Annotated in this window: 15 protein-coding genes, 7 tRNA genes and 1 riboswitch; of the genes, 1 reads left to right on the top strand and 21 read right to left on the bottom strand. The window is 30.9% G+C overall.

The features are described from left to right. Positions 1–182: 182 nt before the first annotated feature. The 13 genes from hpf to AXY43_RS17255 form a co-directional block, all read right to left on the bottom strand. Positions 183–716: a ribosome hibernation-promoting factor, HPF/YfiA family gene (gene hpf / locus AXY43_RS17315; protein WP_011967781.1), complete on the bottom strand. Its 534-nt coding sequence runs from the start codon at positions 714–716 to the stop codon at positions 183–185. A 415-nt stretch (positions 717–1,131) separates the two neighbouring features. Next, on the bottom strand, positions 1,132–1,788 hold the full coding sequence (locus AXY43_RS17310) for a ComF family protein (RefSeq protein ID WP_011967780.1): 657 nt from the start codon (positions 1,786–1,788) through the stop codon (positions 1,132–1,134). Beyond that, complete coding sequence (locus tag AXY43_RS17305) at positions 1,761–2,777, bottom strand: hypothetical protein (RefSeq protein WP_023974857.1); 1,017 nt, start codon at positions 2,775–2,777, stop codon at positions 1,761–1,763. The genes AXY43_RS17310 and AXY43_RS17305 overlap by 28 nt, the downstream gene beginning before the upstream one ends. 18 nt (positions 2,778–2,795) lie before the next feature. Then, positions 2,796–5,024, bottom strand: coding sequence for an SF1B family DNA helicase RecD2 (gene recD2, locus AXY43_RS17300; protein WP_039768516.1), 2,229 nt, complete (start codon positions 5,022–5,024; stop codon positions 2,796–2,798). A 451-nt stretch (positions 5,025–5,475) separates the two neighbouring features. Next, positions 5,476–6,651: a methionine adenosyltransferase gene (gene metK / locus AXY43_RS17295; protein WP_011967777.1), complete on the bottom strand. Its 1,176-nt coding sequence runs from the start codon at positions 6,649–6,651 to the stop codon at positions 5,476–5,478. Positions 6,652–6,888: 237 nt separating this feature from the next. After that, positions 6,889–6,986: riboswitch (SAM riboswitch) on the bottom strand. A gap of 117 nt (positions 6,987–7,103) precedes the next feature. Further along, a tRNA-Tyr gene (locus AXY43_RS17290) sits at positions 7,104–7,188 on the bottom strand. Positions 7,189–7,200: 12 nt separating this feature from the next. After that, positions 7,201–7,275 (bottom strand) — tRNA-Thr (locus tag AXY43_RS17285). A 30-nt stretch (positions 7,276–7,305) separates the two neighbouring features. Further along, positions 7,306–7,381 (bottom strand) — tRNA-Val (locus AXY43_RS17280). Between the two features lie 9 nt (positions 7,382–7,390). Next, positions 7,391–7,475 (bottom strand) — tRNA-Tyr (locus AXY43_RS17275). A gap of 12 nt (positions 7,476–7,487) precedes the next feature. Further along, positions 7,488–7,562, bottom strand: a tRNA-Thr gene (locus AXY43_RS17270). A 27-nt stretch (positions 7,563–7,589) separates the two neighbouring features. Continuing rightward, a tRNA-Val gene (locus tag AXY43_RS17265) sits at positions 7,590–7,665 on the bottom strand. 9 nt (positions 7,666–7,674) lie between these two features. After that, positions 7,675–7,759, bottom strand: a tRNA-Tyr gene (locus AXY43_RS17260). A 159-nt stretch (positions 7,760–7,918) separates the two neighbouring features. Then, entirely contained in the window at positions 7,919–8,323 is a 405-nt protein-coding gene (locus AXY43_RS17255; protein ID WP_011967776.1) for a hypothetical protein, read from the bottom strand. 100 nt (positions 8,324–8,423) lie between these two features. On the opposite strand from AXY43_RS17255, the gene yyaC reads away from it, so the two are divergent. Continuing rightward, complete coding sequence (gene yyaC, locus AXY43_RS17250) at positions 8,424–8,960, top strand: spore protease YyaC (RefSeq protein WP_023974855.1); 537 nt, start codon at positions 8,424–8,426, stop codon at positions 8,958–8,960. A 67-nt stretch (positions 8,961–9,027) separates the two neighbouring features. On the opposite strand, the gene AXY43_RS17245 is transcribed toward yyaC, so the two are convergent. The 8 genes from AXY43_RS17245 to atpD form a co-directional block, all read right to left on the bottom strand. After that, on the bottom strand, positions 9,028–10,062 hold the full coding sequence (locus tag AXY43_RS17245) for a rod shape-determining protein (protein ID WP_011967774.1): 1,035 nt from the start codon (positions 10,060–10,062) through the stop codon (positions 9,028–9,030). Between the two features lie 79 nt (positions 10,063–10,141). Further along, a complete protein-coding gene (spoIIID, locus tag AXY43_RS17240) occupies positions 10,142–10,396 on the bottom strand; it encodes a sporulation transcriptional regulator SpoIIID (protein ID WP_011967773.1) in 255 nt (84 codons plus the stop codon). Between the two features lie 107 nt (positions 10,397–10,503). Further along, the gene (locus tag AXY43_RS17235; RefSeq protein WP_038457107.1) at positions 10,504–11,241 is read right to left on the bottom strand and encodes a M23 family metallopeptidase; all 738 of its coding nucleotides are present in this window, start codon (positions 11,239–11,241) and stop codon (positions 10,504–10,506) included. Positions 11,242–11,681: 440 nt separating this feature from the next. Continuing rightward, positions 11,682–12,740: a stage II sporulation protein D gene (gene spoIID, locus AXY43_RS17230; RefSeq protein WP_105411870.1), complete on the bottom strand. Its 1,059-nt coding sequence runs from the start codon at positions 12,738–12,740 to the stop codon at positions 11,682–11,684. Between the two features lie 668 nt (positions 12,741–13,408). Beyond that, on the bottom strand, positions 13,409–14,671 hold the full coding sequence (gene murA, locus AXY43_RS17225; RefSeq protein WP_105411869.1) for a UDP-N-acetylglucosamine 1-carboxyvinyltransferase: 1,263 nt from the start codon (positions 14,669–14,671) through the stop codon (positions 13,409–13,411). A gap of 161 nt (positions 14,672–14,832) precedes the next feature. Beyond that, positions 14,833–15,483, bottom strand: a complete 651-nt coding sequence (locus tag AXY43_RS17220) for a hypothetical protein (RefSeq protein ID WP_011967769.1) — start codon at positions 15,481–15,483, stop codon at positions 14,833–14,835. A 214-nt stretch (positions 15,484–15,697) separates the two neighbouring features. After that, the gene (atpC, locus tag AXY43_RS17215; protein WP_011967768.1) at positions 15,698–16,105 is read right to left on the bottom strand and encodes an ATP synthase F1 subunit epsilon; all 408 of its coding nucleotides are present in this window, start codon (positions 16,103–16,105) and stop codon (positions 15,698–15,700) included. Positions 16,106–16,120: 15 nt separating this feature from the next. Then, positions 16,121–17,512: a F0F1 ATP synthase subunit beta gene (atpD, locus tag AXY43_RS17210; RefSeq protein WP_011967767.1), complete on the bottom strand. Its 1,392-nt coding sequence runs from the start codon at positions 17,510–17,512 to the stop codon at positions 16,121–16,123. Between the last annotated feature and the right edge of the window lie 5 nt (positions 17,513–17,517).

The raw sequence follows: 17,517 nt of genomic DNA, 5'->3' as shown, positions 1-17,517 counted from the left end.
TATATAAAGCACCCAATTTTAACTTTTTTTTAATATTTTAATCACAAATTATTAATATTAATTGAAAATTTTATGTAAAAATATTGTCATTATCTGTTCAATCATTTGATATGAAAAATAACTGTCCAATGATGCAAATTAAATAAGCACATTGGACAGCCATTATTAAAATCTCTTATATGTTATATGAATTCTGGTTCTAACAAACCATAATCTCCATCTTTTCTCTTATAAATTACATTTACTTTACTACTATCTGCATCTTGATATACAAAGAAATTATGTCCTAATAAATCCATTTGAAGAATTGCCTCTTCAGAATTCATTGGTTTTACCCCAAATTTCTTTACCTTAACCAATTTACCATCGTCCTCTTCTGATGGCTTAATATCTATATTATTTATTTCTCCAAATCTCAATGACCCACTATGTTTTCTAGATAATCTAGTTTTTTGTTTTCTAATTTGTCTTTCTAATTTATCTTCCACTAAGTCAAGAGATTTATACATATCGGAAGTTGATTCTTCGCCTCTTAATACTACTCCATTAAAAGGAATCATAACTTCTATTTTATGTCTATTTTTTTGAACACTTAGTGTAGCCTTAGCTTCTACATTCACTTCAAAATACTTTTCCAATTTGCTTATCTTTTTTTGCACTATTTCTTTTAGCGCATCTGTTAGTTCCATATTTTTTGCTATAACTGTGACTTTCATAAATTCCAGCCCCTCTCATATGAAAAAGTTTTTAAACTTAATATCTTTAAGTTATTAATATTTTATCACTTTTTTATTAACTTAACAAGAGAATTATCAGTAAATTCTGAAAACTAAAGACAAAAAATAAATCTAATCGCAAACTTTAGATTAGATTCCTCACATTTCCTATTAATGATAATTTTAAAATAAATAGAGGTAAAGCTAGTTGACCTGGTTTTTGACCCCACACTCGCCTGCTGGAGCTTTTGCTAATAGAATTTAATCCCTCACTACTAACCCTCTCAGAATACAATCTGGCAGGACTTACTTCTATACCGCACCATGCTCCTTAGACATTTTGTCTAAATTACGTGGATCGTTTTGCCTGCGACTAGCTTCGACTTTCAACCACAAACCTAGCTTTACATTAATATTATATATGACTTTTAGCTAAGGTCAAGAGTTTTATGTCTTTTACTTGATATTTTCTTAATAATTTATAAGCTTCTTTAAGAGTTGCACCTGTAGTTGTTACATCATCTACCAGTATAATATTATATTTTCCAATTTCTAATCCCTTTTTTATTTTGAAAGCATCTTTTATATTTTCATATCTTTCATCCTTCTTTAATTTTTTCTGTTCTTTTGTTTCTTTATCCTTTATCAAAACTTCTAGAGCTTCAATTGATAAATCATTAGCTATTTTCTTTGCTATATACTCACACTGATTAAATCCCCTAATCTTTTTAGATTTTTTTGATAGTGGTATATAGGTTATTACATACTCCTGATATTTCAAGTTTCTTATAATATATTCTTCTAAAAATTCTGCTAATATATCTCCTGCTGTAAAATTGCTTTTATATTTAAATTTAAGTATTAAATCTTTTAATACTCCTCCATAATACCCATAACTTATTATTTCATCTTGATACGAATCTGCTATTGTTTTTATACTTTTCATACAATGCTCGCATATACCAAAGCAGTTATCTTCTTTACATATAATGCAATAATTTTCTCTTGGATATATTACTTCAATTAATCCTTCTAATATACTTTTTATAATTCTATTAAACGCTTTTCCCATACCTTTTTATTGAAATCTCTTGCCATATTCTTTGCCTTCTCAATATCTTCTGATATATCGTTTGATACCAAAAGAACCTCTGGTAATTTTAGATTTACATTTCTTATTTGTCCACATATATACAAAAGCTTTTTATAAGTATATCTTTCATTATCAGCAAAAAGTACTACTGCATCATCCATATAGCAATATTCAAGTAACTCCTCTATTTTATTAGTTATTATAAATATTGCCTTATCCTTGTATTTTGATACTTTTTCACTCTTTTTTATATCATCATTTCCTGAAACTTTTATTACTTTTACATTTGAAAGTTTTAGTTTATTACAAAAATAATCATATACTATGTCAAGCTTCTCTTTATTGGGTACATAAATAGCCACCTTATGGCTATTTTCCCTGAACCATTTAAGATAGTCATATAGAGAAAATGGAATATCTGAATTCAAATCTATTCGTGTAGTTAATACCCTAGGCTCCACAAACGGTTTTTTATAATTATATGCTGCAAGTTCGAACTTTTCGCCTACTAAAGTCGTCTTTTCTATGCTATATAGCAAAACTCTTTCTCCTATGTTTGAACACATTTCTAACATCTCTCTTATATTTACATTACTTAGATTGGAGAAGTATGTTATATCATCAAAAATAACCAAATCATAGTTCTGCTTAATCTTCATTAAGTTATTGTAGTGCGTAAAAGTAAGTTTAGCATTTGAAATTTCTTTTACAATATACGAATGAGTTATATCAGAATACATTTCTCTTGTTATATTTACTAATTCTTTGTTTTCACCTTCTTTTCCCCATACATATAAGACCCTCCCATTATTTTGTGAAACTTTACTTATTATCTTTGAAAAAACACACGATGTATTAAATGGAACTGTTATTACTGTTAAAAATTTGATATTTTTCTTATACCAATAATCTATCTTATCAAATGCATACTTTAAATCTTCTAAAGTTACTTTACATAAATTCCTCATACACCTATCTCCTTTCCCTTATTCTTCGAATTCATCTTTGGTTATTATCTCTCTTATTCTATATCTCAAAGATGAGTATCTTTCTATACTATTTGTATTATTAATCATATACATTAATGCTTTTTGAAACCCAACAACTACTACTAATTGTTTTGCCCTCGTAATACCTGTATAAAGCAAATTACGATTCATAAGAAATGGCGATCCCATAAATACCGGAATTATTACAACCTTAAATTCACTTCCTTGGCTTTTATGTATTGTAGTAGCATAAGCCAAATCCAACTCATCTAAAAAATTAAAATCATATATAACTTTTCTTTCTTCATCAAATATGATTGTGAGTGTTTTTCTTTCTTCATCGATGCTTTCTATGAATCCCAGATCACCATTAAAAACTCCCACTCCTTCATTTTCGCCATAACCACTAACCCTAATCCACTTTAATGTATAATTGTTTTTTGTTTGCATTACCTTATCACCTTCTCTGAAAATTATATCTCGAGAAGTCTTTTCCTTTTTATCTTTTGATGATGCATTAAACATTTCTTGAAGCTTCGTATTTAAATTTGTGACTCCAAGCACACCTTTTCTCATAGGAGTTAAAACCTGCATATCCTTCAGTTTATTCCAAGACTTATTAAACTTAGGGAGTCTTCTATTTATTAGATCCATTATAGTATTTGCAATTCTTTCTTGATTATCTTCGCTAATAAAGAAAAAATCTCTATCTTTTTGATTTAGCAAAGGCATCTGTCCCTCATTTATTCTATGAGCATTTACTACAATTAAACTTTCTGATCCTTGCCTAAATATCTCTTTTAATCTTACCACCTTTATATAATCGCTTTCTATAAGATCTTTTAGCACATTTCCTGGTCCAACAGAAGGTAATTGATCAACATCTCCCACAATTATCAACCTAGTTCCTAAATTAATTGCTTTTAGTAGATTCTGCATTAAGATAATGTCAATCATAGACGCCTCATCAATTATTATTACATCACAATCTAGAGGCGATGATTCTCCTTTTTCAAATACTGATTCATCATCCTCAGAAATTCCCATTTCTAATAGTCTATGTATTGTTTTAGCTTCTCTCCCTGTTGATTCAGTCATCCTCTTTGCAGCTCTTCCTGTTGGTGCCCCAAGTATTACTTTCATTCCATTATTCTCATATATATGTATTATTGCCTTTATAATTGTAGTCTTCCCTGTTCCTGGCCCACCGGTAATTATTTCTATACCATTATTAAATGCGCCAATAATTGCTTCTCTTTGTGATTCTGCAAATTTTATATTTTGTTCCTTTTCAAAAACGTTAATTTCGAAATCAACATCCGAGTTTATAGTCTGAATTTGCTGCAAACCTAAAGTTATTATTTTACTAGTAACACCTAGCTCGCAATAATAATATTGAAGCAAAAATCCGACTTCAGTACCGTTTATGTTTTCAACAATAATTTTTTGTTGCGCAGCCATGTCATATATATTTTTTTCAATTAATTCCTTAGATATTAACAAATTATTTTCGCATTCTTCTATTATATTATTTTTAGGCATAAATGTGTTTCCTGCAGAGCAAAATTGATTCATAACATATTTAATGCCACTTTGAATTCTAAACTCTGAATTCTTTTCAATGCCAATGCTCATAGCAATTCTGTCAGCTGTTTTAAACCCAATTCCTGATATTTCATCGCATAATATATATGGATTATCAGATACTATCTGCCTCGCATTTGGACCAAATTTCTTATATATTTTTACACACTGATTATTAGTGACTCCATGTTTATGAAAATATAAGATTATATCTTTTAAACCTTGTTGCTCTATATAGGATTCATATATTATTTGAAATTTCTTTTCCCCTATACCCTCTATCTCCATAAGCCTCTCAATATGGTTTTCCATTATGTCTAGAGTTTCTTCACCAAATCTCTCTATTATTTTCTTAGCCGTAACTGGTCCAATTCCATGTATTATTCCTGCACTTAAATATTTTTCTATGCCATCTAATGAATTTGGAAGAAGTTCTTCATAATCCTGAATATTAAATTGATTACCAAATTGTTTGTGTACTGTCCAGTATCCTGTTAACTTTACATTTTGTCCTTCTCTCAAGAAAGGAACTGTTCCTACAGCACTAATTAATGTCTTTTCGTTTCTAATTCTACAAACTACATAACCAGTATCTTCACTTTTAAAAACAATATTCTCAACAAATCCATTTAGAACTTCCATATAGAATCTCTCCAAATCTTTATATATTTACCTTAAACTTTCTAAAATTAAAATTTAGCGTCAAATTTAACTTTGATTTTTTCTTATAATTATATCATAAATATTTATACCAATTTAAAACTAATCACTTATAACTCATAATCTTTTCTTATTCTTCCCTACATAAAATAACTTTTAAATGGAGTATACAAAATAAAACTATAAATATTTAATAAATTCTAAAGTGCTCAGATTTTAAGTGCTTTTAAATGCTTATCTGTTTTGCAATTAAAGTTATAAATTTTAATCTTAGTTGAGCACTCAATCTATTAAATTTCTATATATACTATTCAAATATATAATTATAAATTTCTCCATAATAAAAAGCCGTCTAGATTTAAGACGACTTTTTACCATTCTACAAAAACTTCTATTATATATATTGATAATAAAAATTCACTTAAGAATTATGCTATAGATTTTTTCTTATTTCATCTACTTTATTTAGTTGTTCCCATGGTAAGTTAAGATCATTTCTTCCAAAATGTCCATATGCAGCAGTTTGCTTATAGATAGGTCTTCTTAAGTCAAGATCTCTGATTATAGCTCCTGGTCTTAAATCAAATACCTTCTCTACTACTTCAACAATCTTATCTTCATCTACTTTTCCTGTCCCAAATGTTTCAACTTCAATTGAAACTGGCTTTGCAACACCAATTGCATATGCTAATTGAATTTCTAGCTTATCTGCAGCACCAGCTGCAACTAAATTCTTAGCAACCCATCTTGCAGCATATGCAGCTGATCTATCAACTTTAGTTGGATCTTTACCTGAGAAAGCTCCGCCGCCATGTCTGCCATATCCACCATAAGTATCAACTATTATCTTTCTACCTGTTAATCCTGAATCCCCTTGAGGTCCTCCAACAACGAATCTTCCAGTTGGATTTATGAAATATCTTGTCTCACTGTCCAATAATTCTGCTGGTACAACAGCCTCTATAACAAACTTCTTAAGGTCTTCCTGAATTTGCTCTAAAGTAACCTTCTCATCATGTTGTGTTGATATAACTATAGTATCAATTCTCTTTGGCACATTATCTTCATATTCAACTGTTACTTGAGTTTTACCATCTGGTCTTAAGTAACTTAATGTACCATTCTTTCTTACCTCTGTAAGTCTTCTTGATAATTTATGAGCCATATATACTGGAAGCGGCATAAAATCTTCAGTTTCATTAGTTGCAAAACCGAACATCATTCCTTGGTCTCCAGCACCAACTGCTTCAACTTCATCTTTTTCACCTTTCTTTGACTCAAATGCTTCATCTACTCCCATAGCTATATCTGCAGATTGTTCATCTATCGATGTAAGAACTGAACATGTATCACAGTCAAATCCAAATTTTGCTCTATCATATCCAATTTCTCTTACTGTTTCTCTAACTACCTTAGGAATGTCAACATAACAATTTGTTGTTATCTCTCCCATTACCATAACCATACCTGTTGTTGTGCAAGTTTCACAAGCAACTCTAGCCATTGGATCTTTAGATAGAATAGCATCTAGTATAGCATCTGAAATTTGGTCACACATTTTATCAGGATGTCCTTCTGTAACTGATTCTGAAGTAAATAATCTTCTCATATCTTTTCTCTCCTTAGATTTAAATATTATAACTATCTTCACGAATAAAATTATTTTATTAAAAACTATACATAGCTTTATAGAATAATAATCGTTTATAAAAACTTCACCTTATTTAAATACAATAAATAATAGTCAAACTATTTTATTAATTGTTTCTTTGTATAATTTAAGCATGCGCAAACTTAAAAAAATAAAAAAGCTCTTCGATAAGAAGAGCGCAATTTAGCAATCATTTTCTTATCTTGTAGAAAACTCTACAGGAATTGGCACCTTATATAATACAGGTTGCCGGGTTTCACAGGGCCCTTTCCCTCCACCTCTCTTGATAAGAGTAACATAATTCAATTTTCAAAAGTATTTTATCATATGCTGTATAATTAGTCAATATTATCAATCAATTTTTATATAAGATAAAAAATAAAAAAGAATAAACTTAAGTTTATTCTTTTTGGTGGAGGAAGATGGATTCGAACCATCGAAACGAAACGTAACAGATTTACAGTCTGCCCCCTTTGGCCACTCGGGAATTCCTCCATATTATTTTATTGGAGCTGGCAATAGGAATCGAACCTACAACCTGCTGATTACAAGTCAGCTGCTCTACCGTTGAGCCATGCCAGCATATAATTATTAGATTTAGTAATTTTATAATGGTGGGCACAACAGGGCTCGAACCTGTGACCCCCTGCTTGTAAGGCAGGTGCTCTCCCAGCTGAGCTATGCGCCCATTATAAATTGGTGGAGGAAGATGGATTCGAACCATCGAAACGAAACGTAACAGATTTACAGTCTGCCCCCTTTGGCCACTCGGGAATTCCTCCATATTATTTTATTGGAGCTGGCAATAGGAATCGAACCTACAACCTGCTGATTACAAGTCAGCTGCTCTACCGTTGAGCCATGCCAGCATATATATTAGATTAGTAATTTTATAATGGTGGGCACAACAGGGCTCGAACCTGTGACCCCCTGCTTGTAAGGCAGGTGCTCTCCCAGCTGAGCTATGCGCCCATTATAAATTGGTGGAGGAAGATGGATTCGAACCATCGAAACGAAACGTAACAGATTTACAGTCTGCCCCCTTTGGCCACTCGGGAATTCCTCCATATTTATTTTTTATACCTTGTTGCCTCATTTGCCGGTCAACAATGATTAGTATATCGGTAAAGCGATTTTATTTCAACTCCAATATACACCCATATAAATAATTTAAATTCATATTACTCTCTATTTCTACAATATGCTCTCATTTAATATGTTAATCCTAATTATTTTTTATTCTTTTGTTAATCTCTTGTATATCTAAAAAAGAAGATGATATTTCTTGAATTTTCTTATAATCTTCTGTTGTTAATCTCCTTTTTAAGATTTTAAATATTTCTATTAGGCTTTCATTATCATTCGTATCTTCATAATATTCTTTTATTTTACCTATATCAAATGCAGATAATTTTTTTATTATTTTTTCAAGTTCCTTTTTATTATCTGTAGATAATTGACTTAACGCTTTTTCTTTATTTATTTTATATAATGGCTTCGAATACGAAACAGTTTCTTGTACAACAACTTCTTTTGCAGAATTTTCATCTTGCGGTTGCCAATATAACAGAAAATACATGTTTATTATTATTGTAGGAACTAAAACCAAATACATTAAAACTTTTTTCATATGCACCTCCTTATTTACTATTAATTTCCAAAAAACATTTTTTTATACTATCTTCTGTTAATTACTCATATATATATTTTATAAAGGAGGTATATGTCCCTTGAGCAAGCCAGATATTAAACTTGATCCTAAATTTTATTATAATTTAGCTTTAGAAGTTAAAAAATTTATATCAAAAGACACCATAATAGTTTGTATTGGTACTGACAAATGTATTGGGGATTGTTTAGGTCCTCTAGTTGGATCTATACTCACAGAAAACTTTTTTCCTTTACCTGTTTATGGAACTTTATCTTCTCCAATTCATGCTTTGAACATAGATGAACGATTAAATGAAATATATAGTAATCACCCTAATGCATCAATAATTGGTGTTGATGCCTGCTTAGGTGACGAAGATGATATTGGTGAAATTCGTATAAGGGACTATGCAATACATCCTGGTAAAGGAGTCGGAAAAGAACTTCCCGAGGTAGGAATTGCATCAGTTATAGGCATTGTGGACTCTAGTGATAATGCTGAATTCTTTTTTTCGCGAAGCATAAGACTCTCATTCATTATGGATATGGCTAAAATTATATCCAAAATATTTATTGATGCCTATAGTTTAAGTCACTGGAAATATCCTAAAATTTAGGTATTTTATATTTAACTAAATAAATAGCAGTCAATAGTGAAATTACTAATGACTGCTATTTATAAAGCTATTCTATAAGAACTATTTGCTGAGAATTAACTTGACTATCTAATTTATCTATATAATTAAGCACTTTGCCTGTACCGTTCGCAACACATTCAACTGAGTTCTCGGCTATAGTTGCTACTACGCCAGTCTTAAACTCTATAAGTTTATCTAACCCATGTATTAAAGCTCCCCCACCAGTCATTAATATTCCTCTTTCTATTATATCCGAGGCTAATTCAGGCGGTGTTCTTTCTAATACCTTTTTTACAGTATCAACTATTATTTCCACAGGTTCCTTTATTGCATTTCGTATTTCTTCTGTTGTAATTTCTATTTCATCTGGTAATCCTGTAATGAGGTTTCTACCTTTCATCATACAAGTTAGATTTCTAGAGTTTTTAAATGCTGATCCAATATTTATTTTTAAATCTTCAGCTGTTTTCTCACCTATCATTAATTTATATTCATTACGTACATATTTTATTATGGCTTCATCGAACTTGTCTCCCGCTACTTTTATTGACTCTCTTTCTACCACTCCACCTAATGAGATAACAGCGATATCACAAGTACCTCCGCCAATATCCACTACCATACATCCATTCGGCTTAGTAATATCTAATCCTGCTCCAATGGCTGCTGCTAGCGGCTCCTCAATTAAATGGACCGTTTTTGCTCCTGAATTCATAGCTGCATCAATAACAGCTCTCTTTTCTACTTCTGTAGCTTGAGATGGTACACAAACAATTACTTTAGGTGCACTTATACTTCTTTTCCCGCACGCTTTTTTTATAAATTCCTTTAGCATTTTTTGTGTTATATCGTAATCAGAAATCACTCCATCTCTTAATGGCCTTACTGCAACAATATTTCCTGGGGTTCTTCCTATCATTTTTCTTGCTTCTTCCCCTATAGCCAACAATTTATTATTATTTTTATTTATGGCTACAACAGAAGGTTCTTTTAATATTACCCCTTTACCTTTTACGTAAACTAGTACAGTTGCCGTTCCTAAGTCAATTGCGAGGTCTATCCCCGTTCTCCAAAAGCACATTTTTTATTCACTCCTATAATACATATTAATACCTATATTTACATAATTCTACTAATAATATATTATAGACTTAATCCTACTAAGATTCAATAATTTTATACTTCATTTGTGTAGCTTTTCCACCTCTAATATGTCGTTCAGCTTTATTTAATTCTAAAATAGAATGAGTTTCTTGAGCAATTTCTGGGTTAATTTTTAACAATCTCTCTGTCATATCTTTATGAATTGTGCTCTTGCTAACACCAAAAACCTTAGCTGTTTTTCTTATTGTAGCTTTTGAATCTATGATATATCTTGCAACATCTAAAACTCTTTCTTCAATATAGTCTTTCAAAATACCACTTCCTTGATTTTATCATTTTATTATCATTTATTTTTTGATTTATTAGTCATTTATTTTAATGAAAAAAACAAATGACTAATATATATTTTCATAAAATTTTATTTAGATTTTAAATTAAAATATTTTTCTGGATTAACTTGTTCTCCATTAGCATTAATTACTTGTAAATTTAAAAATTCACCAAATACATCTTTACTAAATACCTTTGCGCTATCTCCTACTTTTGCAATAACTTGATTTGCTTTAACCTTATCTCCTTTTTTTACTGATAAGTTTGCATCAAGATTTCCGTATCTTGTCTTTAGGCCATTAGCATGTTTAATTTCTACTACAACCCCTTCTTCAACGCCAGTATTTTCTGCAACTTCCACAACACCATCTGCTGCTGCCTTTACTTCTGATCCTACTGTTGATTGTAGATTAATACCTCTAATAGTTCTGAAAACTCCTTCTTCCATCTTAACTGGCGCAGGATAAGTATATTTTCTACTTTCTACTCCATCTATAGGATTTACAAATGTTACCGTATTATTTGTAGATACTGATGCAGCCTTTTCTGTTTTTGTTTTATCTGCATTGTCTTTATTACTATTATTTTGAGCATTCTCTACTCTTTCAGCATTTTGAACTGAATTATTAGAATTTCCTTCATTTCCAGAATTCATTGTTAGATCTTTATTTACGTCTTCTGTTTTATTAACTTGGTTTTTGCTGTTGAGCATTTTATAAGAGATAGTTCCAACAGTTACTACAATACAGAGACATAGGAATAAGGCGATATAAAATCCCTCCTTCCTAAATAAGTTTTTAAGTTTTTCTTTTAAATTTTTGTCCAATATGAACACCTCCAATTGTTATAGTTCCCTTTTTATGAAAAATAATACATAAATTTGCTTTTTTATCATGTATTATTTACATTTAAAGGTATTTTAAAATTATTGTTATAAGTGTATATCTAGTGTTAAAAAGTACATATAATTTAATTATTAAACAATAGATATATCCATCAGGGATTTAGGCCCTAATTTAAGAAGTTCTACTTTATAATTTCTGTTTTAAGTAGTGATGTTCTAAATTATGTCCATCTCCACTTTTTTTAAACATACATATACAAAAATTCAATTAATTGGAGGATATACCCCATGCTAATTTATAGTCAAAAATAGAAAAGGATACTTGCTATAAAAAAATAAACAAGTATCCTCTTTAAATTTATTCAATTATTCATATGAAGTTATGCCAACCCTATGTCTAAGTTAACGTAAATACTCTCTCCTTAGTTGTAATTTATTTCTTGGATTTCGACTCCGCTATAGTAATGTTTAAGAATTTCATCATACTTCGATCCACTCTTTGCCATCGCATTAGCCCCCCATTGGCTCATCCCTACACCGTGGCCATAACCCTTGCAGTTAACTTCTACAGAATCTTGTTGAAAGTCTAATGTGAAATTGGTCGAATTCAAATTGAACAATGTCCTAAATTCAGTTCCTTTAACAATCTCATTGCCTATTTTTATTTCTTTTACACTTCCAGCTTCTGTAAAACTTAATATCTTAATTAGTGATGACAAATTACTTTTATTAGCATTAACACCTTTATATTTAGAATTAATTTTATTTATAAAATCGTTTATAGGAATTTGTGTGCTCGTCTTATATTTAGGTGCAATTTCTTCACCCTTACTGTCTTCTGATTTTAAATATGGTACATCCATAGAAAATACATCTTTTGCATCTTCTGTTTTTCCAGAGCTGGTTGCAAAAAATTGAGGATATTCCAACACTGAACCGTCATAAGTAAGAACTTGCCCTTTTGTATCTAGAACTGCCTTTTGTATCTTCTCCCAATTACTTTCAGCTTCACTTTTACTCCATTTAGAGATTCTCTCATCCTTACTCATATATACTTGGCAGTGGGTTGTATCACAAATTTCAGCTCCTTTCTCTTTTTCTTCTTTATTAGGGTTATTTCTTTTACTCATATAAAATGTTCTTGCTGCAACAGCTTGAGCTTTCAAAGCTTCTTCCTCAAAATTAGCTGGTACTTCACTCGCAACTACTCCCATTACATACTCTTCCAAATCTATTTCCTCAACTCTATCTTCTGACCTATGATATAGCTTAACTTTACCATTAGACGAAAATGTTATTTTTGAACTCTTCATTATATCTTTGTCACTCAAGTTAAACGAATCAATTTTCCCTTTACCATTTTCTAAGAAAGCTATTGGTAATGCTATTAATATAGTAAAAATGATCAAAGTCATAGCTGCAATTATTTTCACATTATTGCTAATCTTTATACTTGTAGTCTTAGCATTAATTATCTTCATACTCTACCTCCTAAAGCCTGCACTCTAAAGTATATTGTCTTAGCCTAATAATTATGTTAATTATGTTAACTTTAAGCTACCCAAATTTAGATAAACCATAACTTTCTTAATTAGTCTCTCCTATAACTTACGCATAGATTTAACTTAAATATAAGCTATTAGAGATAAAAAAATCCCAAGCGACTGTGGTTAAGCTCCGTATTGTGCTTCGCACTCTTTTCATTTAAGTTCCGTATTGTGCTTCGCACTCTTTTCATTTAAGTTCCGTATTGTGCTTCGCACTCTTTTCATTTAAGTTCCGTATTGTGCTTCGCACTCTTTTCATTTAAGTTCCGTATTGTGCTTCGCACTCTTTTCATATGTGTAGATTTTTTTCACGCATCTAGCTTTTCGAACGCATGTGAGAAAAGTCAGGCGAATAAGATTTCTTTTTTATTCTTTTTAAAATACCCAAACTATTTAATCAACCTTTTTTAATTTATCCCCTCAAGGAGTACCTCGTCCACAGATTTTACTAAAATATAAATTCCCAAAGAATAAAAAAGCATAATTAGGGATAGGTAACTAAATTTCATGTAAATTCCTTTATAAAACTTACATGAAAAATTTGTATACCTTGTTCATAACTATGAACCCTAATTATGCATACACACAATTCATATCTTAATCTACATATTTATTCTATATATTTCTGCTCCTAAATTCCTAAACTTTTCTTCAATTCTTACATATCCTCTATCAATATGATAAACATCATTTACCACTGTTTCACCATCTGCTACTAATCCACTTAGTATCATTGCTGCCCCAGCCCTTAAATCAGTTGCTTTAACTTCGCAGCCTGTGAGTCTTGGATTGCCTTCAATTATAGCAGTTCTTCCATCAATCTTGATGTTGGCTCCCATCCTTTGCAATTCAGCAACATGCATAAATCTATTTTCGAAAACTGTTTCTGTAATAACACTAACACCTTCAACAATAGATAATAAACTCATCATTTGAGCTTGCATATCGGTTGGAAATCCTGGATAAGGAAGTGTTTTGATATCCAATGGCCTCTTACTTCCCCGTCCATCTACTACAATGGAATGATCTTTGTAATTACTAAAACCTATTCCACATTCTCTTAACTTTTCTATTACAGGTCTTAAATGCTCTTCATTCACTCCATTTATCTTTATTTTACTATTTGTAATAGCTGCTGCTATCATAAATGTCCCTGCTTCTATTCTATCATATATAGGTGTATAACTAATTCCTTTTAGATTTTTAACACCAGTTATAGTTATCTTTCCAAATCCTGCTCCTTCTATTTTAGCCCCCATCTTATTTAAGAATTGCGCTAAATCCCAGATCTCTGGTTCTTCTGCTGCATTCTCTATTATAGTTGTTCCTTCAGCAAAGACAGATGCCATCATAATATTTTCAGTAGCGCCAACAGATGGAAAATCAAGGTAAATTCTGTTGCCCACTATTTTCTTTGCTCTCACCTCTACAAACCCATGACCTATTACAACCTCTGCTCCAAGTAATTTAAATCCTTTAAGATGCAAATCAATTGGTCTACTTCCTATGTTACATCCGCCTGGTAATGATAATTTACAATATCCAAATCTAGCAAGCATAGGTCCCATAATTAAAAATGATGCTCTCATTTTCCTCATAAGCTCTTCATTAGCATCCATTTCTACTATATTTTTCGTATTTATTGTTAATCTATCGTTTACGTTTGAAATATTAACGTCACAGTTTAGTTCGCTTAATAACTTACAAATAACCTCAACATCTTCTAACCTAGGTGCATTATCAATAATTATAGGCTCTGAGCACAATATAGTTGCTGCAATTATTGGTAAAATTGAATTTTTTGCACAACTTATATTAACTTCCCCTCTCAGTTCTTTTACACCTTTAACCACTATTTTCTCCATATTATCCTCCATAATGAATTGTTAAGCATATGAAAAATAACTGTCCAAAATATTACATATACTCTACTTTAGATAAATCCAATAAGGCTTTGCTAATAAGCAAATCTATACTCTACCCAAAGCAAAATAAAGGTTATATTGAAAAGCTTTTTCAATATGTCTTAATATGTTGTAAATATTATTGGCGTACCAATTATTATATGTGAACCAGTATCATAATCAACTAATGCAAAATTAATTTTTTCTCCATCGTTCAAATAACCTGTTCCTGAGTATCCATTACTGATTTTCATAAGTTGTGCCTTCCTTATGTTATATTCACTGACTAATCCATTTGTAAAATAATCACTATCTAATCCTTTTTCTTTACCTTCATAGTAAAGAAAATATTGCATATTTTCTAATTTTGAATTTTCAATATTCTTAAGTATGTTTTTCAAATACTTTGTCCCATATTTAGGATTCTTGTTTGTTAATATAATTTCAACATAACTATATACATCTTCACGCCATATTTTTATATCAATATTAAAATCACTATTAAACGCTTCAAACTCATCATTTCCACCATCTTTATAAGAAAGAGCCATATTTCTAGGTAAATTTTCTTTTATTCTATAAGCTTCATTTGCGATATTATTTTTCGTCCTATACTGAAGTTTTACACCATTTTCTTGAAACTCACTTATATCTTTCACTTTCATTTCTAAAGTATTGAATGAATTTTGAGCGCTGACTATATCGCTGGAAATAGCACCTATATTAAAAAAAGATAATAATATAAAAATTACTATACTCATTTTTATATTCATATTAAGACCCCCTTAATTTATCTTCTTAATTATGGCCATCTCCTTTAACTTTTATTCTCTTTTCTATCCAGCTATATAATATATAATATAAATTTCTTAAAATTTTGTGATAGATTGTCAATATCTAGAATAAAAAATAATAAAAAATAAAGTGCAGCATCTTTATACGGATATTTCCTATATAAAAGATGGTACACTTTAATTTATAGTAACATTATCTATTAGATTTTTTTAGAGCTAATCTTTGCTTTGCCCTAAAGAATGCTGCCTCTGCTCTTCCTCTATTGTAGTTTTCGGAGTTTTTTAATCTATCTTCTGCTCTTCTAAAAGCTCGTTCTGCTCTTTCTTCATCAATATCTTCTTCAAACTCAGCAGCATCACTACTTATAACCATTTCGTTATTATTAATCTGAACAAGTGACTTAGAAATAAATAACTCTTCATCATTTCCCTTAGCATCTTTGAATTTCGCGATGCAAGGTATAGTAGTAGATATTAGACTTTGATGATTTGCAAGTACTTGAAATTCTCCATCTGCACTTTTTAAAGTTACTTTTTCTACTTGATCATTATACACTTCACGACCAGGTGTTATAATTTTTAGTAAAAAGGTATTAGCCATAATTGCTCATCCCCTTTATCCTAATTTTTTTGCTTTTTCTATAACATCATCTATAGTTCCTGCAAATAAGAAAGCTGATTCTGGCAATTCATCGTATTTACCTTCAAGAATTTCTTTAAATCCTCTTACTGTTTCTTTTACTGGAACATACTTACCTTTTAATCCTGTAAATTGTTCACCAACTGTAAATGGTTGAGATAAGAATCGTTGAATTCTTCTTGCTCTAGCCACGACAGCCTTATCTTCATCTCCTAATTCGTCAACACCTAAGATAGCGATAATATCTTGTAATTGCTTATATTTTTCAAGAACGTGTTTAACATCAGCTGCTACTTTATAGTGCTCTTCTCCAACAATTCTTGGATCAAGGATTCTTGAAGTTGATTCTAATGGATCAACAGCTGGATATATACCAAGTTCCGCAATACCTCTAGATAAAACTGTTGTTGCATCTAAATGTGCAAATGTTGTTGCTGGAGCTGGGTCTGTTAAGTCATCGGCTGGAACATATACAGCTTGAACTGACGTAATAGAACCATTAACTGTTGATGTAATTCTTTCCTGAAGTGCACCCATTTCAGTTGCAAGTGTTGGCTGATATCCAACCGCTGAAGGTGTTCTTCCAAGTAATGCTGAAACCTCTGAACCTGCTTGAGTATATCTGAATATGTTATCTATGAATAGTAACACATCTTGACCTTTATCTCTAAAATACTCTGCCATAGTAAGACCTGTTAATGCAACTCTCATTCTGGCACCCGGTGGCTCATTCATTTGTCCAAATACTAATGCTGTCTTATCAATAACTCCTGACTCTCTCATTTCATGATATAAGTCATTACCTTCTCTTGATCTTTCACCAACTCCAGTAAATACTGATAAACCACCATGTTGTTTAGCTATGTTGTTTATTAATTCTTGGATTAAAACTGTTTTACCAACTCCAGCTCCTCCAAATAGACCTATCTTACCACCTCTTTGATATGGTGCAAGTAAGTCTACTACCTTGATTCCTGTTTCAAACATTTCAGGCTCAACTGATTGATCTTTAAAGCTTGGTGCTGGTCTATGAATCGGATATTCTTGTTTTACTTCAATATCCCCGCACTTATCAATAGGCTTTCCTAAAACATTAAATAATCTTCCTAATACTTCTTCTCCTACTGGAACAGAAATAGGTGCTCCTGTGTCAACAGCATCCATTCCCCTCTTTAATCCTTCTGTAGCTGACATAGCTATTGTTCTAACTATATCATCTCCAACGTGTTGTTCAACTTCTGCTACTAATTCATAATCTCCCGCCTTAATAACAATGGCATTATATAAATCTGGGAGAGAATCTGAATCAAACTTTATATCTATTACCGGTCCAATTACTTGAACTACTTTTCCCATCTTTCCAGGCATAAGAT

Origin of the sequence: Clostridium sp. MF28, from assembly GCF_002969175.1 — a bacterium.
GTDB lineage: Bacteria > Bacillota > Clostridia > Clostridiales > Clostridiaceae > Clostridium > Clostridium beijerinckii.
This window is presented reverse-complemented; position numbering and strand designations above follow the sequence as displayed.